The organism is Pseudomonas sp. SA195 (assembly GCF_054131565.1).
Genome location: NZ_CP096392.1, coordinates 3,294,129 through 3,317,688, shown reverse-complemented (window position 1 = coordinate 3,317,688; position 23,560 = coordinate 3,294,129). Strand labels below are relative to the sequence as shown.

Annotated in this window: 20 protein-coding genes; 10 read left to right on the top strand and 10 right to left on the bottom strand. The window is 65.7% G+C overall.

The genetic code is table 11. From position 1 onward, the window contains the following. The first annotated feature begins 95 nt into the window (after positions 1-95). The 7 genes from M1D78_RS15420 (at position 96) to M1D78_RS15390 (ending at position 9,959) form a co-directional block, all read left to right on the top strand. Positions 96-1,343, top strand: coding sequence for a sensor domain-containing phosphodiesterase (locus M1D78_RS15420; protein WP_437420870.1), 1,248 nt, complete (start codon positions 96-98; stop codon positions 1,341-1,343). A 105-nt stretch (positions 1,344-1,448) separates the two neighbouring features. Next, the gene (locus M1D78_RS15415) at positions 1,449-2,783 is read left to right on the top strand and encodes a lysine N(6)-hydroxylase/L-ornithine N(5)-oxygenase family protein (RefSeq protein WP_437420869.1); all 1,335 of its coding nucleotides are present in this window, start codon (positions 1,449-1,451) and stop codon (positions 2,781-2,783) included. Next, complete coding sequence (locus M1D78_RS15410) at positions 2,780-3,976, top strand: MFS transporter (RefSeq protein ID WP_437420868.1); 1,197 nt, start codon at positions 2,780-2,782, stop codon at positions 3,974-3,976. The genes M1D78_RS15415 and M1D78_RS15410 overlap by 4 nt, the downstream gene beginning before the upstream one ends. Continuing rightward, positions 3,969-4,544, top strand: a complete 576-nt coding sequence (locus M1D78_RS15405) for a GNAT family N-acetyltransferase (protein ID WP_437420867.1) — start codon at positions 3,969-3,971, stop codon at positions 4,542-4,544. The genes M1D78_RS15410 and M1D78_RS15405 overlap by 8 nt, the downstream gene beginning before the upstream one ends. Further along, positions 4,541-6,403, top strand: coding sequence for an IucA/IucC family protein (locus M1D78_RS15400; RefSeq protein ID WP_437420866.1), 1,863 nt, complete (start codon positions 4,541-4,543; stop codon positions 6,401-6,403). The genes M1D78_RS15405 and M1D78_RS15400 overlap by 4 nt, the downstream gene beginning before the upstream one ends. A 101-nt stretch (positions 6,404-6,504) precedes the next feature. Continuing rightward, a complete protein-coding gene (locus M1D78_RS15395; RefSeq protein WP_437420865.1) occupies positions 6,505-7,674 on the top strand; it encodes an aromatic ring-hydroxylating oxygenase subunit alpha in 1,170 nt (389 codons plus the stop codon). Positions 7,675-7,772: 98 nt separating this feature from the next. Beyond that, complete coding sequence (locus tag M1D78_RS15390) at positions 7,773-9,959, top strand: TonB-dependent siderophore receptor (protein ID WP_437420864.1); 2,187 nt, start codon at positions 7,773-7,775, stop codon at positions 9,957-9,959. On the opposite strand, the gene M1D78_RS15385 is transcribed toward M1D78_RS15390, so the two are convergent. Genes M1D78_RS15385 through M1D78_RS15370 form a run of 4 tightly spaced genes read right to left on the bottom strand, consistent with a single transcriptional unit; the run spans position 9,953 to position 14,389 of the window. Then, complete coding sequence (locus M1D78_RS15385) at positions 9,953-10,864, bottom strand: iron-siderophore ABC transporter substrate-binding protein (protein ID WP_437420863.1); 912 nt, start codon at positions 10,862-10,864, stop codon at positions 9,953-9,955. The two genes, M1D78_RS15390 and M1D78_RS15385, sit on opposite strands and share 7 nt — an antisense overlap. Beyond that, on the bottom strand, positions 10,861-12,855 hold the full coding sequence (gene fhuB, locus M1D78_RS15380) for a Fe(3+)-hydroxamate ABC transporter permease FhuB (protein WP_437420862.1): 1,995 nt from the start codon (positions 12,853-12,855) through the stop codon (positions 10,861-10,863). The genes M1D78_RS15385 and fhuB overlap by 4 nt, the downstream gene beginning before the upstream one ends. A gap of 8 nt (positions 12,856-12,863) precedes the next feature. After that, positions 12,864-13,631 (bottom strand): ABC transporter ATP-binding protein, encoded by a 768-nt coding sequence (locus M1D78_RS15375; RefSeq protein ID WP_437420861.1) that lies wholly within the window; start codon positions 13,629-13,631, stop codon positions 12,864-12,866. Further along, positions 13,625-14,389, bottom strand: coding sequence for a siderophore ferric iron reductase (locus M1D78_RS15370; RefSeq protein ID WP_437420860.1), 765 nt, complete (start codon positions 14,387-14,389; stop codon positions 13,625-13,627). Before M1D78_RS15370 ends, M1D78_RS15375 begins: the two co-directional genes overlap by 7 nt. A 178-nt stretch (positions 14,390-14,567) precedes the next feature. On the opposite strand from M1D78_RS15370, the gene M1D78_RS15365 reads away from it, so the two are divergent. Continuing rightward, entirely contained in the window at positions 14,568-15,020 is a 453-nt protein-coding gene (locus tag M1D78_RS15365; RefSeq protein WP_437420859.1) for a PA2169 family four-helix-bundle protein, read from the top strand. Positions 15,021-15,218: 198 nt separating this feature from the next. After that, positions 15,219-16,139, top strand: a complete 921-nt coding sequence (locus tag M1D78_RS15360; RefSeq protein ID WP_437420858.1) for an AraC family transcriptional regulator — start codon at positions 15,219-15,221, stop codon at positions 16,137-16,139. Between the two features lie 78 nt (positions 16,140-16,217). On the opposite strand, the gene M1D78_RS15355 is transcribed toward M1D78_RS15360, so the two are convergent. From M1D78_RS15355 to M1D78_RS15330, 6 genes are all read right to left on the bottom strand, one after another. Next, complete coding sequence (locus M1D78_RS15355; protein ID WP_437420857.1) at positions 16,218-16,955, bottom strand: SDR family oxidoreductase; 738 nt, start codon at positions 16,953-16,955, stop codon at positions 16,218-16,220. A 115-nt stretch (positions 16,956-17,070) separates the two neighbouring features. Beyond that, positions 17,071-17,541, bottom strand: coding sequence for a nucleoside deaminase (locus M1D78_RS15350; protein ID WP_437420856.1), 471 nt, complete (start codon positions 17,539-17,541; stop codon positions 17,071-17,073). A 231-nt stretch (positions 17,542-17,772) separates the two neighbouring features. Further along, positions 17,773-18,552, bottom strand: coding sequence for an ABC transporter permease (locus M1D78_RS15345; protein WP_437421329.1), 780 nt, complete (start codon positions 18,550-18,552; stop codon positions 17,773-17,775). Further along, entirely contained in the window at positions 18,539-19,336 is a 798-nt protein-coding gene (locus M1D78_RS15340; RefSeq protein ID WP_437420855.1) for an ABC transporter ATP-binding protein, read from the bottom strand. The genes M1D78_RS15345 and M1D78_RS15340 overlap by 14 nt, the downstream gene beginning before the upstream one ends. A gap of 5 nt (positions 19,337-19,341) precedes the next feature. Next, complete coding sequence (locus tag M1D78_RS15335; protein WP_437420854.1) at positions 19,342-20,319, bottom strand: ABC transporter substrate-binding protein; 978 nt, start codon at positions 20,317-20,319, stop codon at positions 19,342-19,344. 231 nt (positions 20,320-20,550) lie between these two features. Next, positions 20,551-22,044 (bottom strand): phosphate ABC transporter substrate-binding protein, encoded by a 1,494-nt coding sequence (locus M1D78_RS15330; RefSeq protein WP_437420853.1) that lies wholly within the window; start codon positions 22,042-22,044, stop codon positions 20,551-20,553. 229 nt (positions 22,045-22,273) lie between these two features. Here M1D78_RS15330 and M1D78_RS15325 point away from each other — a divergent pair, with 229 nt between their 5' ends. Next, positions 22,274-23,557, top strand: coding sequence for an ABC1 kinase family protein (locus tag M1D78_RS15325; protein WP_437420852.1), 1,284 nt, complete (start codon positions 22,274-22,276; stop codon positions 23,555-23,557). Positions 23,558-23,560: the final 3 nt, after the last annotated feature.

Here is a 23,560-nt window from a genome sequence, read left to right as displayed (position 1 = left end):
CGGACATTACAACCGGCGGTGCAGAACGCCATGTAGCAAGCGGGCCGCCAACCATAAGCCGTCGAAGCGAAACGGCGCTTTCACCGGAGGTGTGAATGCTTGAAAACGTTCGGCTGGGTCCCGAGGCATTCGAAGGCGGCGGTGATGCGGCTGCCATGCTGCGCAACATCGAGTCGGCCGGTCATTCGGTCGGAGACATGCTCTGCGAGGCGTTACGCTCGGTTCGCTCGCACCTGGGCATGGATGTCGCCTTCGTCGCCGAGGTGGTGCAGGGCTTGCGGGTATTCCGCCACGTTGACGGTCACAGCGACCCGCTGCCGATCTGCGTGGGCGGCTCGGACCCGCTCTCGGATAGCTATTGCCAGCGGGTCATCGACGGCCGACTGCCGCAATTGATCCCCGACACCAGCAAGCTGCCTGAGGCGGCGAACCTGCCCATCACCGCACTCCTCTCGATCGGTTCCTATATCAGCGTGCCGATCCGCTTCAGCGATGGCCGGCTCTACGGGACCTTTTGCTGCTTCAGCGCCCAGCCCGACGGCTCGCTCAATGATCGCGACCTCGACACGCTGCGGCTATTCGCTGATTTCGCGGGCCGCCTGCTCGAAATCCAGGCCCAGGAGCAGCGTGAGCAGGAACGCCGTGCCGCGCGTATCCGCGAGGTGCTCGACGAGCGCGCCTACGAGGTGGTCTACCAGCCGATCGTCAACATGATGGAGAACGAGGTGGTGGGCTATGAGGCGCTTGCGCGCTTCGCTGGCCGCCCGTTGCGCAGCCCGGACATCTGGTTCAACGAGGCCGAGCAGGTCGGCCTGCAGTGCGAGCTCGAGATGGCGTTGGTCGCGCAGGCACTCAAGGGCCTCGACGGCATTCGCGGTGATCGCTATCTGTCGCTCAACGTATCGCCGGAAACCATCATCGGCGGCGCGGTCGGGCAGTTGCTGGCGGACCAGCCCCTCGAGCGGCTGATGCTGGAGGTCACCGAGCATGCGTCGGTGCGCGATTACGACCTGATTGCTGAAACCCTCGAACCGATGCGAGCCCGGGGCTTACTGCTGGCGGTCGATGACGCCGGTGCGGGCTATGCCAGTTTCCGACACATCCTCAAGCTCAAGCCGGACGTCATCAAGCTCGACCGCAGCCTCATACGTGATATCGACAGCAACCGTGATTGCCGCGCGCTGGTTTCGGCGCTGATCCGCTTTGGGCAGGAAACCGGCAGCAAGATCGTCGCCGAATGCGTGGAAACGGAAGCCGAGCTGGACATCCTTCGCGAGTTGCAAGTCAGCAAGGCGCAGGGCTACCTGCTGGGACGGCCCATGCCGCTGGCGGCGTTCGGCTAGTGCATAGGCGAGTAAAGGGTGATTGATAATTTTTGTTGTTTGACAATGATTCTCGTTAAGTCTAGCCTCCGCTGACCTTGAATGGTTGAGCGGAGATGACGACCGATGACCGAGTCGCCCTACGACTTCATCGCGATTGGCGTTGGCCCCTGTAACCTCGGGCTCGCGTGCCTCACGGCTCCGCTACCCGGCGTGCGCAGCCTGTTCCTCGAACGCAAACCCGACTTCAGCTGGCACCCGGGCATGTTGCTCGACGGCACCACGCTGCAGAATCCCTTCCTCGCCGATCTGGTCTCGATGGCCGATCCCACCAGCCCGTTCAGCTACCTCAACTACTGCAAGCAGCAGGGCCGGCTGTACACCTATTACATCCGCGAGAACTGGTACCTCGACCGCCAGGAGTTCGACCGCTACTGCCGTTGGGCGGCCTCTCGGCTGGATAACCTGCGCTGCGGCCATGAGGTGCGTGCCATCCGCCACGACGCGGCAACCGGCCTTTATCAGGTCTCCGGCCAAACGGCTGACGGCGCCTCGTTCGCCTATCAGTGCCACAAGCTGGTGATCGGCATCGGCGGCGTGCCGCGCCTGCCGGAGTGCTGCGCCACAGAAGACCACACCCAGCTGGTGCACAGCAGCCGCTACCTGGCAGAGCGCCCCCGCTTGCAGGCCGGGCGCAGCATTACGGTGATCGGCAGCGGGCAGAGTGGGGCGGAGGTCTACCATGACCTGCTGCAGGACGCTGAGCGCCACGGCTACACGCTCAACTGGGTGACGCGAGCGCCGCGCTTCTTCCAGATGGAAGACGCCAAGCTCACGCTAGAGCTCATCACACCCGAATACGGCGACTACTTCTACGGCCTCGATCCGGCTGTTAAAGCCGAGGTGCTCGACGACCAGCGCAGCATCTACAACGGCATCAATCAGTCACTGATCGAGCGCCTCTACGCGCTGCTCGACGAGCGCCGCCACCGCGACGCGCCGCCGACGCACCTGCTCACCTGCATGGCCCTGGAAGCCTGCCGGCGTGCTGACGACGGCCGCGGCTGGGTGCTCGATTTCCACCACACCCAGCTCGGCCGGCGCTACCGCCACCGCGTTGATGCCGTGGTCTTTGCCACCGGCTATCGCTACCAGGTGCCGGCCTTTGTCGAGGGCATCCGCGAGCGCATTCGTTGGAACGATCAGGGCCAGTACGTGCCGTCCAAACGCTGGGCGGTCGATCACCACAACTGCGAAATCTACGTGCAGAACGTTGGCCTGCAGAGCCACGGCCTGACCAATCCGGACCTGGGCCTGGCCTGCCATCGCAATAGCCGCCTGCTGGCTGAGCTGACCGGGCGCGACCATTACCCGAGCGAGCCGCGCACCGCGTTCCAGGAGTTCGTACCGGGCGAGGGCAGCGGCTTTGTCGCGCTGGAGCGGGAGGCCGTCGGCTCGTGACGTTGCGTACCACCATCCTGATCATGTCCGCCTTCGGCGTGATCAGCGACTCGATCCTCATCGCCTTCTACCCCCAGTTCTTCGAGCTGCGCTATGGCCTGACCAGCTCGGTACACGTGGGCGCCTACATCGCCGCCATCTCCATCGCCGTGATGTGCATGTTGCCGGTGTGGGCCCGTGTGGCGCGGCGTGTCGAGACCATGCACTTGCTGGCGTGGACGCAGCTGGCCGCCACCGCTTTCTGCCTGCTGGCGATCTGGGCGCCGACGGTCGAGGCGTACTGGCTGCTGACCATGCTGATGTTCATGACCAAGGCCAGCTACCTGCTGATGTTCCCTTACCTGATGCGCCTGGAACCGGCCGACCGGCACAGCGTGACCATCGGGCTGCTATCGGTGGTGATCCACATCGGCGCTATCTTTGGCGCGGCGGTGGGCGGGCTGGCCCTTCAGGAATTCGGCCCACGCTTCTGCGTAGCGCTGATGGCCGCGGGCGACCTCGCCCAGTTCGGGCTCTGTACCTATCTGATCCGCAGTGGGCGGGTGGTGCGTGTGCTGTCGGAGGACGCCGCCGAGCGTGCTGCGCCGGCTCCGCGACGCACCCCCGAGGCACTCTCGGCGCTGCTCAAACTGAGCCTGCTGATGTTTCTGTTCGACTTCAGCGCCTACCTGGTGCGGCCGTTCTTCACGGTGTACTGGGAGGCGCGGACCGGGATCGCCGAGCAGATGCTCACCGGCGTGGTGTTCGCCATCCCTGGCATCGTCGCGCTGATCGCCCTGGCCTTGAAGCACCGCATGGCAAGCCAGCCGCGCTGGGTCGACCACACCTTGCTCAACCTTGTCATCGGCGCAGTGGGCCTGGCGCTACAGGCGAGCGACTCGCTGTGGCTGATCGTGTTTGGCCGCTGCCTGTACGGCTGGGCGCTGTACCAGGTGATCGTCAAGCTCGAAGTCACGCTGTTCAAGGTCAGCACGCCACCGATGTATGCGCGCGATTTCGGCGTGACTAACTTCTTCCAGAACCTCGGCGTGCTGCTCTCGTCGTTCAGCGCCGGCTACCTGGTGGATTGGGTCGGCGTGCCCGCCAGCTTCGCCATCGCCGCGGCCGGCATGTTGCTGACCGCGGCCATCGACCGCGGCTGGTTCGGTGTCGACAGCCGCCACCGCGCCCCCACGGAGGCCTGCCATGCCTGAGCTGATCGAGCCCTGGAAAAACCGTGCTGCGCTGAATCCGGCCTTTGCCTTGCGCCCGCTGCGGCTGGAGGAAGACGTCGCGATCATCCAGCCCTGGTACCAGATGGACTACGCGCACTTCTGGAACATGCAGGACATGAGCGTCGAGGCGACCGCCGACTTCTATCGCGACGCCGCGAGGCATGGCTTGCAGGCCTACCTCGGCTTCTACCAGGCGCGCCCCGCGTTCGTCCTCGAATGCTACGACCCGCGTCGCGACCCGCTCGGTGACTGCTACCCGGTGCAGCCCGGCGACGTGGGCATGCACTTCTTCGTAGGCCCGGCCGAACGGCCGATCCGCCACTACACCTGCGACGTGCTGCGCACCGTCATGGCCTTCCTCTTCGATGCGCTCGGCGCCGAGCGGGTGGTGGTCGAGCCGGATGCGCGCAACGAACGGGTACACCGCCTCAATCGGCTGGTCGGCTTTGTCGACGCCGGCACCGTCCAGCTGCCGGGCAAGACGGCCCGGCTGGCGTTCTGCTCACCCCACGATTTCGCTCACTCACTGGAGGAACAGGCCCCATGACGATGTCCCCGAGTCTCGATCGTCCCGCATCGGCGGTCACGCATCTGCACCCTGACGTCTGGCGTAAGGTCAACCGGCTGTTGGTGCGCAAGGCCATCGCCGAATTCGCCCATGAGCAGGTGTTTACCCCGTCACGCCTCGGCGACACCGCGGCAGGGGCCTGGGGCCGTTATGAACTGGCCGCCGATACTGCGCGCTGTCGCTACACCTTCAAGGCCCGGCGCATGGCGCTGCGCCACTGGCATGTAGACGCCGCGAGTATCGAGCGCGAACTGGACGGCCAGCGGCAACCGCTCGATGCGCTGACCTTCGTCATCGACTTCAAACGCACCTTGGGCATCCCTGCGGACAAACTGCCGGTGTACCTCGACGAGATCAGCAGCACTCTATTTGGTGCCGCCTACAAGCACGCTCGACCGGGGCTGAGCAGCGCCGAACTGGCCGACGCCGATTACCAGACGCTCGAAGCGGCAATGATCGAAGGCCATCCCGGCTTCGTCGCCAACAACGGCCGGCTGGGCTTCGATGCGCTCGACTACCACGCCTACGCGCCGGAGACCGCCGGGCGTTTCGCGGTCGTTTGGCTGGCGGTGCATCGGGACAACGCACACTTCGCCGCCGTACCCGGGCTCGACCATGAAACCCTGCTGCGACAGGAACTGGGCGATGAGCGCCTCATCTCGTTCCGCCAGCAGCTGGCCGGGGAAGGGCTCGACCCGGCCGACTATCTGTTCATGCCAGCGCATCCCTGGCAGTGGTTCAACAAGCTGTCGATCATGTTCGCCGCTGACGTGGCCGAGCGCCGCATCGTCCCGCTCGGCCTCAGCGAGGACCGCTACTGCGCGCAGCAGTCGGTGCGCACCTACTTCAACGTGTCTGCGCCCGAGCGCTGCTATGTGAAGACGTCGCTTTCGGTGCTGAACATGGGCTTCATGCGCGGCTTGTCGCCGTACTACATGGCTGGGACGCCGGCGATCAACGCCTACCTCGACACGCTGATCAGTGCCGACCCAGTGTTGCGCGACCACGGCTTCGGCATCCTGCGCGAGGTGGCCTCGGTCGGTTACCGCAACCGCTACTACGAGGCGGCGCTGGAAACCGACAGCCCCTACAAGAAGATGCTCTCGGCACTCTGGCGGGAAAGCCCGATCCCGCGGCTGCAGCCCGGCGAGCGGCTGATGACCATGGCGGCGCTGCTGCATGTCGACCCGCAAGGCGCGCCGTTGCTGCCCGAGCTGATCCGCCGATCGGGGCTCACCGCGACGGCCTGGCTGCGGCGTTATCTGGAGGCCTTTCTGATTCCGGTGGTGCACTGCTTCTACGCGCATCACCTGGTGTTCATGCCGCACGGCGAGAACCTCATCCTGGTGCTCGAAGGCCACGTGCCGACGCGGGTGTTCATGAAGGACATCGCCGAGGAGTCGGCCATTCTCGACAAGGACGCGAAGATGCCCGAAGGGCTCGAGCGCCTCGCGGTGGACGTGCCGGAGGACTTCAAGATTCTCGGCATCTTCATCGACATCTTCGACGGCGTGTTCCGCCACATGGCCCAGCTGCTCGATGACAGCGGCACGCTGGAGGAGGCGGTGTTCTGGCGCACCGTCGCCGAGTCGGTGCTCGATTACCAGCGCACCCACCCGGCGTTGGCCGAGCGCTTCGCCCGCTACGACTTCTTCGCGCCGACCTTCCTGCATTCGTGCCTCAACCGGCTGCAGCTGAAGAACAACCTGCAAATGGTCGACCTGGCCAACCCGGCGGGCAGCCTGATCATGGCCGATCCGCTGGACAACCCGGTGGCACCGTACGGCCCGGCCCGCCAGCAGCGTGAGCAAAGTCGTGAAGCCGCACTAACGGTGTAGTCCCTGCGACCGGCCTTTGGCCGGTGAACTGAAAGCCCGTGCGGCAGCCTCGCCCGCGTTCTACCAGACGCGGCGGGGCTGGCTGCGCCAAGGAGCCTTGCATGTTCAACCCGAACCGACTGACCGAACCCCCACTGCGCCTGGCAGAGGATTCGCCGCAACTGACGGTGCGTGACTATTGCGACCCCGCCATCTACGAGCGCGAGCAGGCGCTGATCTTCCGCCGCAGTGCGCGCTACGTTGGCCACGAGAAGATGGTGCCGAACCCCGGCGACTGGTACGCGCTGCCGCAGGATGAGCACAGCCGCATCCTGGTGCGCAATGAAAACGGTGTCGAGCTGATCTCCAATGTCTGCCGGCACCGCCAGGCGCTGATGCTCGGCGACCACAGCCTGGATAGCGACCCCTGCGCCATCCGCCGCGGCAACCTGCGCGCTACCGGCGGGCGCATCCTCTGCCCGCTGCATGCCTGGACCTACGACAGCCAGGGGCTGATCGTCGGCGCGCCGAAGTTTCCCGAGCGGCCCTGCCGCAACCTGCCGCGCTACCCGCTGTTCAACGTCGGCGGCTTTCTCTTCGAGGGTGAGCGAGACCCGGTCGAGGACCTCGGCCCGCTGTTCGACCGACCGGAAATGGACTTCGCCGGCTATGCGCTCGATCACGTCGAAGTGCATCCCTGCCAGTGCAACTGGAAAACCTTCGTCGAGATCTACAACGACGACTACCACATCGCGACCTTCCATCCCGGCTTGCGGCGCTACGTGCACAGTGGCGGCCTGAGCTGGGAATACAGCGACTGGACCAGCCTGCAGCGCATCGCCGTGACACCTAACCTCGCGCGCCCCGGCACCGAGGCCTACCGCGGCTGGCACGAAGGGCTGATGGCGCATTTCGGTGGGCGTTCACCGGACTTCGGCGCGATCTGGGCCAGCTATTACCCGACCCACATGATCGAGGTGTTTCCGCACGCGCTGGTGCTCTCGACGCTGTACCCACGCGGCGTGCACGAGACGCTAAACGTCGTCGAGTTCTATTACCCCGCTGAGCTGCTCCAGACCAACCGCGAACTGTGCGAGGCGCACCGGGCGGCCTACCTGGAAACCGCGCTGGAAGACGACGAGATCGCCGAACGCACCGACGCCGGTCGCCGCGCGCTCTATCGCCGTGGCGAAGAAGACCGCGGGCCCTACCAGGTGCCGTTGGAGGAGGGCATGCAGCACTTCCACGGCTGGTATCGCTCGGTCATGCACACCCAGCCGACCCCGGCATGACGCCACCCTTTGACCCATACAGGAACGGATTCCATGAGCTGACTCGACGCCCTTCTCCGCAAGCACCCGAACGTCAACCCACAAGAAGTAAAAACATCATGACCGAAGTGATCCCCAACCTGTCGGCGCTTGCCGCCATCCCCGTCTCGCATCCGTCCGCGCTCGCGTTGGCCTGCCGGCTGGCGCCGCTCGCGCTGGCCTTCGCCGCGCCGATGACGCTGGCTCAGCAAGCCGAAGAGCCGCTGCAACTCGAGCCGGTAAACGTGACCGCCGAACAGGCCGCGCCGAGCGTCACCGAGCGCAGCGATTCCTACACCATCGGCGCGACCAGCACCGCGACGCGCCTGGACATGGCGCCGCGTGAAACGCCGCAGACCGCCATCACGCTGACCCGCGAGCAGCTCGACGACTTCGACCTGACCAACGCCACCGGCGCGCTGCAGGCCGCCGGCGTCAACGTGCAGCGGGTCGAGACTGACCGCACGTACTACTCCGTGCGCGGCTTTGACGTGTCGAACTTCCAGGTCGACGGCCTTGGTCTGCCGTTCAGCTCCGAAGAGCAGATGGGCGACATCGACACCTTTCTCTACGACCACATCGAAGTGCTCAAGGGCGCCAACGGCCTGACCGCCAATCCGGGCAACCCGGCGGCGACCGTCAATTTCGTGCGCAAGCGCCCGACGCGCGACTTCCAGGCCGAGGCCGCGCTGAGCTACGGCTCGTGGGATACGGTGCGGGGCGAGCTGGATGTCTCCGGCCCGCTGGATGACGCCGGCCGCGTTCGTGGCCGCGTGCTTGCCGTGCAGCAGGATGGCGACTCCTACCTGGACCGCTATTCGCTGGAAAAGACCGTGTTCTCGGCCATGCTCGAAGCGGACCTGGACGACCGCAACACGGCACTGTTCGGGTACTCGGAGCAACGCAACCGGCCCAACGGCATCATGTGGGGCGCCCTGTCGGTGTATGACAGTGAAGGCAACCCCATCGACTACAGCCGCTCGAAGAGCTACTCGCCGGACTGGACCTACTGGGATACCCAGGACAAGCAAGCCTTCGCTGAGCTGACCACCCGCTGGGGCGGTGGCTGGCAGTCTCGCGTGTCGCTGAACTACCGGGAGATCACCTCCGACGCCGAGCAGTTCCTCGCCTATGGAGTGCCGGACGCGGACACCGGAGAAGGGCTGTTCACCTACGCCTCCAAATACGACCGCATCGAGCGACAACTGCTGGGTGATGCATATCTGAAAGGCCCGTTCGCGCTGTTCGGCCGCACGCACGAGGCGGTGATCGGTGCCAACTGGTCGCGCTCGACCGCACGCTGGTCCTCCTATGACGATGCCTTCAACATCCCGTTGCCGGCCGGTTTCGATGGCGATTATCCACGGCCTGACTTCGACAACGGTCTGACCAGCGGCGCGGACTACACCACCTACCGGCGCAGCTTCTACAGCGCCGGCCACTTCAGCGTGACCGACCGGCTCAAGCTGATCCTCGGCGCCAACCACACCCGGCTCGACAGCAACGGCTATCAGGTGGGCGACACGCACGAATACGCCGAGTCGAAGACCACACCCTATGCCGGCGCCACCTATGACCTTGGCGAGCACCTTTCAGCCTACGCCAGCTACACCAAGATCTTCAGCCCGCAGCACCTGCTCGGCGGCGACCTGACGCTGCTAGACCCGATCGAGGGCCACAGCACCGAGGGCGGGATCAAGGGCGAGTGGTTCGGCGGCCGGCTGAACGCCAGCGCCGGCGTGTTCCGCACCAAGCAGGAGAACACACCGGAATATGGCGGGTTCGACGCGGGTGCCGGGGTGTCGTTCTACAACACCGTAAACGCCATCTCCAAGGGATACGAGCTGACCCTGGCCGGTCAGCTGACCGACAACTGGGAAGCCAGCGCCGGCTTTACCCACTTGTTCTCGCTGGAAGACGAAGAAGGCCGTACGGTGCGCACCTACGTGCCGCGCAACTACCTGCACCTGGCGACCACTTACAAGGTGCCGGTGGTGCAGGGCCTGAAGCTGGGCGGTAGCGTCACCTGGCAGGACGACATCTCCCGCGAGCAGGGCACCACCGCGGGCGGCGACACCATCGTCACGCGTCAGGACAGCTATGCGGTGGTCAACGCCATGGCCAGCTACGACATCGACGAGCACTTCAACGTGGCGCTGAACGTCAACAACCTGTTCGACGAGAAGTACTACACCAGCCTCTACTGGGAGCAGACCTACTACGCGGCGCCGCGCAATGCGACCGTCACGCTGAGCTGGGCCTATTGAGCTGACAGGGCAGGCATGCCGCCCGCCGCCTGTACGGCAGTGGGCGGTATCTTCAGCAGCGCCTCGGTAATGGCTTCGGCGAGAAACTGCACGCAGAACACGCCGCCGTGAGTCCAGGTCGGGCGCATGCCGGTGAAGCGCCCGCCGCGTACCACCGGCATGCCTTGCCACAGCTGGCTGTTGAACAGCCGTTCGCCGCCCGCGAAGGGCTCGATGTGCAGCACCACGTCCTTGTCGATTTCGCTGAGTACGGTCACCGGCAGCTGTAGATTGCCCCAGCGGCTGACCGGCGTGTCGTAGGCATTGCCCAGCCCGAGCAGGCTCAGCGCATGGGCGGGCATCGAGTTCGGCCCGTAGACCAGCACGGCGGTCGGCGTCGAGAAGCGCACCACCGTCACCTCCGGCAGGCGTTCGCCGAACTGCGCGTGCAGGCGCTCGCGCAGTTCGCCCAGTCGGTGATCCATTTCGGCCAAGCGTTCACGTGCCCGGTCAAGCCGACCGATGCGCTCGGCCAGCGCCAGGTAGTTCTCCCGCTGCATCTGGTAATTGTCGCGTGCCTGGGTGAAGTCACCGTAGGCCACCACCGGGGCGATGCGTTCGAGCTTCTCGCGCAGGTCTTCAAGCAACGGGGTGATCACGATGAGGTCGAGGTCCAGTTGCGCGAGCAATTCCAGGTTCGGTTCGGTGCGCGTGCCGACATCCACCACTGAGTCGGGCAGGGGCGGGCGCACGACCCAGGCGCGATAGTCGGCGCTGTCGGCGACCGCCACCGGGGTAACGCCCAGCATCAACAGATGTTCGATCGGCTCCCAGCTGAGGGCGGCGATGCGTGGCGGCTCGTCGGCACGCACCGGTGCGCCGATGAGCATCAGCAGCAGGGCGAGGGGAGCGAGCCAGGCCTTCATGCGATGCGCTGCCGGATGAGCAGATAGAGAAAGTACAGCCCGCAGAGGATCGAGGCGACCAGTCCGACAGGCACCTCCAGTGGGTAGAGCGCCGAGCGGCCCAGCCAGTCCGAGACCAGCATCAACCAGCCACCGAGCACCGCTGCGAGGAGCAGTTGCGGTAATACCCGGCGGGCGCCAAGCAGCGCGGCCATGTGTGGGGCGAGCAGACCGAGGAAGGCAACCGGGCCGAGCACGCTAGTCACCACGGCGCAGAGCAACGACACCAGGAGCAGCAGCGCCAACCGTGCCCGCGACACGTCGAGCCCCCGGCTGAGCGCCACGCCATCGCCGATCGACACCAATGTCAGCGCGCGGTGGAAGGTCAGGCTGATGGCCACCAACGCGCTGACGGCGACGGTCAGCAGCAAGGCCTCCTGCGCCTCGATCCGATAGGTCGAGCCGGCCAGCCAGCCGAGCAGCGCCAGGGCGTCGGACTCGCCACGGGTCAATCCAATCTGCAACGCGGTGTTGAGCAGCGCGGCCAGCGATACGCCGACCAGCACCATGATCCCCGGCGAGTAGTGGTGGCGGCGGCCGAAAAGCAGCAGCAGGCCGAGCACCAGCAGGCTGCCAACAAAGGCTGCAATGGGCGCGACGAGTTGCATCGCGCCTGCACCGAACAGCATCACTGCAGCCACCACCGCCAGGGTCGCACCGGCGGTCAGTCCGAGAATGTCCGGGCTCGCCAGGGGATTGCGCAACAGCCGTTGCAGCATCATGCCGGCGACGGCCAGTCCGCAGCCTGCCGCGACGGCGGCCAATAGCCGTGGCCAGCGCAGCGACCAGAGCACGGCCGAGGGCAGGCCCAGTTGCCAGCCGTCCGGGCCTCGCTGCACCAGCAGACTCAGCATCGCAATCGCCCCAAGCAACAGCAGCAAGGCCAGCCGGCGCTGGTTCAGCGACTCCGCGCCCGGCGGTAATGCCAGGCTTTGGCGATCCTCGGCGCCGAGTTGGCGGCGCGCCAACCACAACAGCGCGGGTGCGCCGACCAGCGCCGCGGCTGCGCCGCTGGGGATCAATTCTGAGAACCAGCGGTTCAGGGCCAGGGTGATGGCGTCCGCGCCGAGCAGCAGCAGGGCGCCGAGCAGGGCGCTGAACAGCAGCTCATCCCGAGACGTGCGCGCGCCGCATAGCCGCGCCAGATTCGGGGTGATCAGGCCAATGAAGCCGATCAAGCCGACGGCTGTGATCGCCACCGAGGTCAACCACAGGCACGCGAGAAACAGCACCAGCATCACCGGGAACAACGACAGCCCACGCGCCCGCGCGCCGGCACCGCCGAGCTGCAGCAAGGTTAGCGGGCGCGGCGCCAGCGCAATCAGCGGGAGGCCAACCAGCAGCTTGGGCCAAAGCCACTGCACCCAGTGCCAATCGATTTGCGCGAGATCGCCCGCGCCCCAGAGAAACAGCCCGCGGCTCTGCTTGGTATGCACCAGCAGGATGGCCGTGGCGATGGCGCCGAGCAGCAGGTTCAGCGCCATCCCGGCGAGAATCACCGGCAAGCCCGACGCGCCGTTGCGGCCGGCGATCAACAGGGCCAGCCCGACCGCGCCCAGCGCACCGCCCAGCGCCGCCCAATGCCCGTGCGTGGCCGCCAGGACCGGGGCGAAAAGTGCCGTGGCCGTCAACCCGAGCCAGGCGCCAGCGGCGGCGCCCAGCGTCATCGGCGAGGCGAGGCGGTTCTGCGTCAGTTGCTGCAGCACGCTGCCGGACACGCCCAGCGCTGCGCCTACCAATAGGGCCATGACCAACCGTGGCAATACCGACAGCCCGAACTCCAGCGCATCGAAGCTGCCATCCGCTGGCGGGCTCAGCGACCATTGCGCTGGGGCCCAGTGCGTCATGCCGAGGTTCAGGTGCAGTGGCGCGAGCAGCGCAAGGGCCGCGAGTGCCAGCAGATAGCGCAGCGGTACGGGCGTGGGCCGTGCGAGCCGGGCGAAGAGGGGCATTGCCTGCACTAGCTCACCACGGCGATGTTGCGCGGGTGACCGGGCTGCTGGATCAGGCGGATGTCGACATCGTAAAGCGCGCTCAGGCGTTCACCCGAGAGCAGGTCGTCAGGCGTTCCGTCGAAAAATAGGCGGCCGCCCTTCAGCGCGACGATACGGTCGGCGAAGCGGGCAGCCAGGTTGACATCATGCAGGATGGCAACGATGGCCCGGCCCGTCTCGCGGTTGAGCGCGCGCAGCAGGGTCATCAGCCCGTACTGGTGGGCCAGGTCGAGCGCGGAAGTGGGTTCGTCGAGCAGCAGCAGCGGCGCCTGCTGGGCCAGCAGCATGGCAACCCAGGCGCGCTGTCGTTCACCGCCGGATAGGCTGTCGGCCAGGTGATTGGCGTAACGGGTGATGTCGGTCTGTTGCAGCGCCTGGTCGATGGCGTGCTCGTCTTCGGGTTGCCAGCGAGCCAGCAGCCCGCGCCACGGAAAGCGCCCGAGCCGCACCAACTCGTGCACGGTGAGCCCGGCCACGTCCGGCAGATGCTGCGGCAGGAACGCCACCTTTTGCGCAAAGGCGCGCTGGCGGTAGCTGGCCAGCGGCTTGCCGTCGAGCTCGATATGGCCGCGGTCGGGGGCAAATTGCCGGGCTATCAGGTTCATCAGGGTCGACTTACCGGAGCCGTTGTGGCCGAGGATCACCGTGAAGCTGCCGGCCTCCACATGCAGCGCATCGAGTGCCAGCACGCTACGCCCGTCGCGGCGTACCTCGATGTCATGCAGGCTCAGCATGCCAGGGCTCGCAGGCGTTGCAGCCGCTCGTCGCAGTCGAGTTTCGGGCAGCTGTCGCAGAGCTCGCCATCGGCGCGGCGGAAGTGCTGGCAGCAGACCTTGCGACCCATGCCCAGGCAAGTGCGGCCATCGTCCAGATCGAGCACGGTCAGGGCGCCGCCGCCAGGGAGCCCCAATGCGCCGAGCCAGTCGCGCTCGGCTTCGAGCAAGGCGTCGTCGCTGATCGGCTCGTTGCGCTGCGCCAGCAGCAGGGCCGCGCGCACGCAGTCGGCGACCAGCAGGCGCGCCATCTTCGGGTAGATGTTCGTGACCGCGTTGAACTCTGCCAGCTGCGCCTCGACGAAGGCCGTCAGCTGTTCGCTCGCGCAGCTGATCAAGCTCATTGGTTGACCGCGATAGGGACAGTGCGCCGGCAGGCGGAAGCCATGCACGGAGCCTTCGTTCATCGACTGGCCCATGTTCGCCAGGCAAGGCGCGCGGCCGCACAGGTACACCGCCAGGACGCTCAGGTAGATGGGCTGCCAGATCAATAGGGACCAGCTGCGCGCCGACCAGTAGTGCGGGCCGGCTTCGGGGTGATGTTGCTGCCAATGCGCGTGCAGGGCGGCGACCCGAGCCTCGTTACCCGACCTACCACAGACCAGGTGTCGCCCATCGGCCATGCCTACCTCGCCAGCAAGGCCGGGCAGAGCCTGGGCGGCGGTGTCGAGAAGCTGGAGAAGGTCGCGGCAATCCTGGGGCATGGGATCGAAGGGCATTCGTTTGAATGCGAGGAGTGTACGCCCGTTATTGAGAATGATTCAAATTTGGCGAATCGATGATTCCCATCGACCCACCGAGCGGTGCGCCTGAACCTTTGCCGCGACGGGGCAGTCGACTTTCAAGGGTGGCCGGACGACCGTCTGGCCCGTCATCAACGCGACAGGAGAACCGTCAATGGATAACAAAGACACCGTTTCCGTACTCAACGACCTTATCGAAACCTGCAAGGACGGCGAGAAAGGCTTTCGCGAATGCGCCGATGACCTGAAGAAGCCCGAACTGAAAACCACCATGACCCAGCGTGCCCACGACTGCGCTACCGCCGCGGCCGAACTGCAGCAATTGGTGCGTACCCTCGGTGGCGACCCGGAGACCAGCACCAGCACTGCAGGCGACATGCACCGCCGCTGGGTTGATCTGAAGACTGCGATCACCGGCAAGAACGACGAGGCCATCCTCAACGAGTGCGAGCGCGGCGAGGACGTCGCCCTCAAGAGCTACCGTAAGGCGCTGGAAAAAGACCTCCCAATGGACGTTCGCTCGGTAGTCGAGCGCCAGATGCAGGGCGTGCAGCGCAACCATGACCAGGTAAAAGCCCTGCGCGACGCCGAACGCGCCCGCAGCTGACGGGTGCACGCCTCGTTGGGTCGGGGCTTTTACGAAGCAGCGCTTAGGCGGCCGCTTCGTGGGAGCCACGCCCCGCGGTGAATGTACGGCACAGGCCTGCCGAGGCTTCACGGGTGGAGGCTTCCGCCAATGGGCGGGCCTATCACAACCTGGCCAAGCTGCTAACCTTCCAGCCTCGTGTTTCGGGAGGCTGGCTTCATGAATTCTTTCATCACTCCGCTCGGCGATGATCTGGTCGCGCAGCGCGCCGAGCTGGCGCGGTTGATCGAGGCGCTGGTCCACGAGGATGGCATGCACGCAACGGCCATCGAACCCTTGCACCTGATCCGCTGCGCCAACCCCAGCGAAACCGTGTACGGCCTGCACAAGCCGGCGTTGTGCATCATCGTGCAAGGCGGCAAAGATGTCTGGCTGGCCGACGAACACTATCGCTACGATCCGCTGCACTACCTGGTGGTCTCGGTAACCTTGCCGGTGGCCGGCTGCGTGATTCGCGCCTCGGCGGACGAACCCTACCTGTGCATCCGCCTGGACATCGACCCGTCGCTGATTGCCGCGCTGGTCACCGAAATCGACCCGGCCCCGACGCCAGTTGAAGTGACCGAGCGAGGGCTTTACCTGGACCGCATCGACAGCCCGTTGCTCGACGCCACACTGCGGCTGGTCCGCCTGCTGCATGCCCCGAATGACATCCCAGTGCTCGCGCCGCTCGCCCTGCGCGAGATCTTCTACCGGTTGCTGCGCGGGCCGCAGAGCGGACGGCTGCAAGCGGTAGTGCTGCAGGGGAGCCAGTCACACCGGGTCAACGACGCCATCGAGTGGCTCAACCATAACTACATCGAACCGCTGCGCATCGACGAACTGGCGCGGCGGGTCAACCTGAGCAGTTCCAGCCTGCACCACCGCTTCAAGGCGCTGACGGCCATGAGCCCGTTGCAGTACCAGAAGCAACTGCGCCTGCAGGAAGCCCGGCGCCTGCTGATGACCGAAGGGCTGGACGTCGCCGCTGCGGGTTATCGGGTCGGCTACGAAAGCCCGTCACAGTTCAGCCGTGAATACAGCCGACTTTTCGGCGCGTCCCCGGTCAAGGACATGGCCCGCCTGCGTAACATCGCCTGATCAGGGGGCCTTGATGCCTAGGCGGCCCTAAAAGCAGCTGCCAGCGGGGCGCCGAGCAGGGCTTTCACGTCGGCGGCCTCAGTAGGGGCTGGCGGTCGGGCGAACGATCAGTTCGCTGACGTCCACGTCCGCGGGTTGGTCGACGGCATAAGCGATGGCGCGGGCAATGGCCTCGGCGGGGATGGCTCCCTTGCGGAATTCCCGCATCGCCGCGCGGGCACCTTCGTCGGAAATGCTGTCGGCCAGTTCGGATTCGGTCACGCCGGGTGCGATCAGCGTGACGCGGATGTCACCGCCCACTTCCTGGCGCAGCCCCTCGCTGATAGCCCGCACCGCGTACTTGGTCGCGCAGTACACGGCCGCTGTCGGGCTCACTGCATAAGCGCCGATGGACGCGATGTTGATGAACTGCCCCGAGCGCTGACGCTGCATGAGCGGCAGGCCAGCAGCAATGCCATGCAGCACACCGCGGATGTTCACGTCGATCATGCGGTCCCATTCCTCGACCTTAAGCGCCTCGAGCTTGGAGAGCGGCATGACGCCGGCGTTGTTGATGATCACGTCTACGCGGCCGAAGCGCTGCTCGGCGGCGTCGATGAATGCCTGCATGTCCTCACGCCGGGTGACGTCGAGGGCCTGCGCGATGGCCTCGCCGCCAGCAGCATTGAGTTCGGCCGCCAGGGCTTCGAGGCGGTCCAGCCGGCGTGCGCCGAGTACCACTTTCGCGCCCCGGCTGGCGAGCAGGCGGGCCGTGGCTTCGCCGATGCCGCTGCTGGCACCGGTGATGACGATGACTTTGCCTTGGATATGGCTCATGCGTGATTCCTCCCGTCTCAGTCGTTGCGGCATCATTTGCCGTGGAAGACATGCTAGGAAAGCCCGGGAGTGGCGCGTTAGGCGGATTCTGCCGCGTGTTTGCCTGATTCTGGCGCTACCAGATCCCCTCATGCAGGGCTGCGGCTTCGTCCTCGAGCAGCGGGCCGACAACCTCGACGGCGCGTTGCCCGCTGCCGAATACGACGCGGCAGGGTAGGTCGAGCGTCGGGTTCTCCGGGTGGTCGCCGGTCAGTTGCTTGAGGCGATGCTCGGACAGGCCGTACACCACGCGCCCCAGCCCCACCCAATAGGCGGCCCCGGCGCACATCGCGCAGGGTTCCGCCGACGTGTACATGGTGCAGCGGGCAAGGAAGTCAGGCGCGTAGCGCGTCGAGGCGCGGGTCATCAGCACCCGCTCGGCATGGCCGGTCATGTCGTGGTCCGGCATGTAGGCATTGCCCTGTTCCATCAGCACGTCTCCATCCGGCCCCACGAGAATGGCGCCAAACGGATGGGTGCCGCTTTCAAGTGCCCGGCGCGCCACCTCGAAGCTCTGGCGCAGAAGGGTAAAGTCCTGATCGTTCATCGGCGAATCTCGTTGGTGAATCGTCTGTGTGGATCGCCAGCAAGCTGGCTCCTACGAAAAGCGATGCAGCGTGCCGGCCCTGTTGTAAAAGCCAGCTTGCTGGCGAAGGTCGGATCGCGAGCAAGCCCGTTCCTGCGAAAAGCGGTGCAGCGTCCGGCTGCTGTCTGTAGGAGCCAGCTTGCTGGCGATCCGCAGCCACACCGCTGCTGGCGCACGCCTACAAGGCGCCGATCATTGCTGCTGGCCCTTCGGCAAGCTCCAGGGAAACAGCAGCTTCTGTAGCAGCCCAATCAGGTGAAACAGCATCAGGCTGATCACCACCAGCATCATCAGGGCCGCGAAGGCCTGTGGTACCTGGAACATTGAGGTAGAGAAATTGATGAAATAACCGAGGCCTTTTTCCGCCGCGACGAACTCCGCCACCACCGCGCCGATTACTGCCAGGGTGATCGAGATGCGCAGCGCGGAGAACAGGTGTGGGATCGCATAGGGCAGGCGGATGTTGCGGTACTCGCGTGAGCGCGAAGCGCCAAGCGAGCGCGACAGTTCCACCAGTTCTTCGGGCGTTGCCAGTAGCCCGGTAACACACGACACCACGATCGGGAAGAAGGCGATCAGAAAGGTAATGAACACGCGCGGCAGGTCACCCGCGCCCATCACCACGACGATGATGGGCGCAACCGCGACGATTGGCGTCGACTGCACGATCACCAACAGCGGATAGAGCGTGCGCGACAGCAGCCTCGACGACGCCAGTGCGACGGCCAGCGGAATACCGATCAGGATCGACAGCGCGTAGCCCATCAGCGTGACGCGCAGCGTGGCGAGCACATGATCGGCCCAGCCGGCGAAGCCGACCTTGGCGGTCGCCGCGAGGATGGCGCTGGGCGAGGGCAGTACGAAGCTTGGCACTGCGAACAGCCGGCAAGCCGTTTCCCAGCCCAGCAGCAGGACGAGAAATGCCAGCCAGGGCGCCAGGCGTTCGGCGTATTTGAAGTCAGACACCAGCATGACGCGAGAAGACTTGCCGGCGGATATGGTGGGCGAGCTCATTGAAGCGGGGCTCCGTCAGGGTTTCGAGGGACCGCGGGCGCGGCAGGTCGACGTCGATGATTTCCTGCACGCGGCCGGGGCGCGCCGACATCACCAGGATGCGGTCGGCTAGCAGCAGCGCCTCGGGAATTGAGTGGGTGATGAACAGCACCGTCTTCGGGCGCTGGGTCCAGATGCGCAACAGCTCGAGGCTCAGCTCGTCGCGGGTCAGGGCGTCGAGCGCCGAGAAGGGCTCGTCCATCAGCAGGATTTCCGGGTCATGTAGCAGCGCACGGGCAATGGCAGCGCGTTGCTGCATGCCGCCGGACAGCTCGTCCGGGCGTTTACCGCCGAACTCCTGGAGCCCGACGGTTTCCAGCAGCTCTTCGGCGCGCAGGATTTCCTGCGCCGTCACGCGGCCGTACTTGTGACGCATGGGGAAGGTCAGGTTGTCGCGAATGTTCAACCAGGGCAGTAGGGTCGGCTTCTGGAACACGATGCCGATTTCATCGCGCGGACCGGTGACCGGCTTACCGTAGATGCTCACCTCGCCGTGGGTCGGTTTGACCAGCCCGGCCAGCACCCGCAGCAAGGTCGACTTGCCACAGCCGGACGGGCCGATGACGGCGATGAACTCATGCCGGCCGATGCCGAAGCTGGCGCTGTCCAGCGCCGTCACCTCGCTGCCGTCGGAGGAGGTGAAGACCTGGGTGACGCCATCGAAAACGATGCTCGGGTGGCTGGCTTGCAGGGCGGCGTTCATCGGGCTCACTCGGCAAAGCGCGCATCGATGGCCGTAGCCGGATCAAGGCTATCCAGCGCGAGCCCCTGGGCGCGGGCGACCCAGTCCCAAGTGGTTGCCAGGCGCTTGGCGTCGAAGCCCTGGCCTTCGGCGTCACGGATCTCGTTCTTCATCAAGGGTACGGAAGCGGCGAACTGTTCCTCGGCCTGCTGCTGATCAACGTCCGGCACCATTTTCTTCAGCGCAGCTGCCGCAGCAGCTGGGTCGGCGATGGCATTGGCGTTGGCCTGCAGGTAGGCCTTGACGAAACGCTTGGCCAGGTCCGGGTTGCTCTGCAGGAAGCGCTGCGAGGCGACCAGCGAGAGGCCATAGCCCTCGAACCCGTATTCGGACCAGGGCAGGATCTTCAGCTGCTTGTCCGCTTCCCCCAGCGCGCGCTCGAAGCCCGGCGCGACGGGGATCCAATTGATGGTGGCATCCACTTTGCCGGTGGCAAGCATGGGCGCGAGTGCCCCGGGGTCGAGCTTGAGCAGCTTGACGCTGTCCGCCGCGATGCCGTTGCGTTCTAGCAGCAGCGGCCAGACGACATTGGATGCGGAGAAGGTGGGGGTCGCGACCGTCTTGCCGACGATATCGCTGAAGCTTTCGATGCCTGCGCCTTCGGTGGTGAAGAAGGCGTCCGGCTGTTTGTTGTAGATCGGCGCGACGGCCACGACCGGCACGTCGCCTTGGGCCTTGGCCTGCAGCACCGAGGCCAGCCCGGCGGAGCCGAAGTCCGCGCTGGCCGTTGCCAGTTTGGTGACCACATCACTGCCGCCACGGGCGCTGGCAATCTCGACCTCGATCCCTTCGGCGGCGAACAACCCCTGCTCGACACCCAGGTAGATGGCGGCTTTGTCGCCTGCCGGCAACCAGTCGTTGAGCCAGCGAACCTTGTCTGCGGCCAGTGCGGATTGAGACAGCAATGCCAGCAGGGCGCTGGCGACGAGGGTGTGCTTGAGCATGCAGTGCATCCTTGAAGTCGGTTGGCTTCAAACCGTATGCAATAAGCGCGTCAGAATTGGCCTCGTCTCGTACACAAAATGTCGCTTCTCACTGCTAAGCCGCAGCGGGCGCGGTCTTCCGGCAGACTGCGGATAATTGCCGCAGCCGTGAAACGCTTCGGAATGAGGCCTGCTCTGCACCGTTTGAGAGCGGATTGAACCGGCCCTTGCGTTATCCGGGAGCAGGGGAGGCTAGCGGGCCTTGTCGTGCCCATCACGCGCTTCGATCTCGAAGGCGATGCTCCAGTTGTGCAGCGGATAGGGCTTGCCGACCAGCGCCTCGATGTTCGCTTCGGCGGGCATGCCCTGATCGGGCCGGTACTCGTAGTGGGCGTCCGCCAGGGTCGGATCGCTGTCGCGCAGCTCGCCGGCGCCGCCGGTTTCGTGGCTGGCGTAGCGAATCGTCGGTGCACCGTCCAAGTCGCGCGCCACAACCAGCCGGACCACCGTGTCCGCCACCGCCTTGATCGATTCCACCGGCACCTTGCCCTGCTTGTCGGTCAGCACGAAGCCGTAGTTCTCGATCATCCGTTGCTGGTGCGCGATGTAGGGTTCCTCGAACGCCAGGGGCGGATGCGGCACATGGAAATCGATGAACACTTCACGGCCTTCGACTGTCGCACCGATGGGCGACAGCGGCACCCAGCCGCGGCGTTCCACCACCACCTGGTGATAGACCTTACCGAGCATCTGGCCGACCCACCGGTAACCGTTGGCAGAGAGATGAGTGCCCTTGTCGACATAGGGGTAGACCGGCCCGGCGAGATACCAGCCCGGTTCCTCTTGCGCCAACTCCCACTGCGCCATGCCAATATCGAGGCTGCCATTGACGACCGATGTCTTGGCGTCGGTTTGGTAGCTGATGAATGCCGGCATACGTGGCTGGCCGATGGCTTTGGCGGTGTCTTCGTTCAGGTCCGCCCGAAGCTGGCGCGCCATCTTCTTGTAGGTAGCCTTGTCGTTGATACCGCCTTGCACCTCGGCATAGTCGTATTCGCCCTGCAGCCAGAAGAACGCGCTGAGCGCATAACGCCCGCCTTGGGCCTCGGCGACCTGCCGAGCCTGGTCGACGGCCTGCAGCACCCGGCGATATTCGTGTGTACCGCCCGTCTTCGACAGTTGCGCGATGGAGCGCCCCGACGTCGCTGCGTTGCTGGCGACAAGCACATGTTCCGGATCGGAATCGATGCCCTTGCCTTCGAGATAAAGCCGGCGCGCCAGATTCAGCGCGCCGACCTCGACCGATTCGCCTTCGTCCTGGGCGTGTTTGTCGAGCGCGGCCACCTCTTCTTCGGTCAGCAAAACCTTAGGGTCGCTCTTGCGTTGCACCACCGCCCGGAGCGGCTTGAACGTGGCGCCGCCGACGGGCACGAAGCGGTCCCCGCTATAGGTGGCCGAGCGGGTGGCATCGCCCAGCATCAGGTTGTCGTAGCGCGGCGTGGTGCTCAGGGCCGGCCAGCCCTCGGCTGCAGAGGCCAGTGACTGGCCAAACGTGATGACATGGTTGTAGGTCGCGCTCAGCGCGGGCGCGCGGTCGCTGCCGGCTTCGACGCGCTGCGCGGTGAGGCGCTTGTTGCGGGCGTCACGCTCGGCCAGGTCGTAACCGGCCAGTGCGGTCGTGGAAGCGAACAGCAGGGCGCCGAGCAAAGCGGCAGAACAGGAGCGAATCGGGTGCGCGAGGGGCATGGAAGGTCCTTCTGTCGAAACGGGCGAGCCGTGTAGGCCACTGGCTGGTGTTCGACGGCTCGCCTGGCCATGAGTTCGCCGCGCCTGCATGCCGATCAAGGGCGGCACGGCTGCGGCCCGCATGTGGCCTGGCCTGGGGGCGCCGGCACGCAACAGGTTGCAACCATTGCCCCTTGGATCCCCTGGCAAGCTGGCCCATGATCAGCCTTTGCCTGTCGCGGTGACCTCCATGGCCTCACGTCCATCGGCTTCCTCCCTTGGCCGCCTGCTGCGGCTGGGCGGCACTGGCGCGCGGATCGCCGGCAACCTTGCTTTTCAGCGCATCACCCCTGGCAAGGCGCGCATCGACTGGGAGCCGGTCGGCACCTTGCTCGGTGACACCCTCGGGCAGATGAAGGGTCCCGTCCTCAAGCTCGGCCAGCAGGCTTCGCAATGGCAGGACCTGTTGCCGCCACCCGTTAGTGCCGCGCTGGCGCGCTTGCAGAATCAGGTGCCATCGCTCCCTTACGACTCTCTCAAGCCCCACCTGCAAGGGCTCTATGCGGGCCAGCTCGACGCGCTTTTCGAGCACATCGAGCCGCAACCCGCTGCTGCCGCGTCGCTAGGGCAGGTGCACCGGGCACGCGACCGGCAGGGGCGGGCGCTGATTATGAAGATCCAGTACCCCGGCATTCGCGCAATTTGCGACGCCGACTTGCGCCAGCTACGACGGCTGATGCCACTGGGGCGCCTGTTCGGCACACCCGCGTCACGCCTGGAGGCGGTGTACACCGAGCTCAAACGCGCCATTGACGAGGAACTCCACTACGACGCCGAGCGCGCCCATCTCGATGCCTTTCGCGATCACTTCGCCGATTGGCCCAATCTTCGTCTCCCTTTCGCAGCCGCTGAACTGTGCCGCCCGGGTGTGCTGGTGCTGGAGGATGTACCAGGCCGCTCGATGGCCGACGTGGAACGGGCGCTGCCGGAGACTCGCCAGCGGCTGGCCGAAACCCTCTGCAACTGGTTGGCCGAGCAGGCGTTCGGGCTGCAACGGCTGCATGCCGACCCACATCCCGGCAACCTCGCCTGGACCGACGCCGGTGAGCTGGTGGTCTATGACTTCGGCAGCGTGGTGCGCCTGGAACCTCGCCTGCTGGCCGGCTACGTGCAGATATTCGAAGCATTGCGCGGCCCATCGAGCGAGGCGCTGGAGGCCGGCTTTCAGGCACTCGGCGGGCGGCAACCGGGCAGCCAGCCGCCGCACGGCCTGTACCGCCGTATTCATCTGTTGCTTCACCCACTGCTGCAACCGGGTGCGCAATGGGATTTTCGCGGCGCTGCGCTGCACCAGCGGCTGTCCGAACTCTTTCCGCTGATGATGTCCGCGCTGGGCAGCCTGCAACCGGCGTCCGGTACGCTGCTCGTCAACCGCACCCTCGAAGGGCATTACTGGAATCTCTATCGACTGGGTGCCTGCTTGCCCATCGCCGACCTGCTTGCCGAGCACATCACGCGCTGGGCCCGGACCTGACTG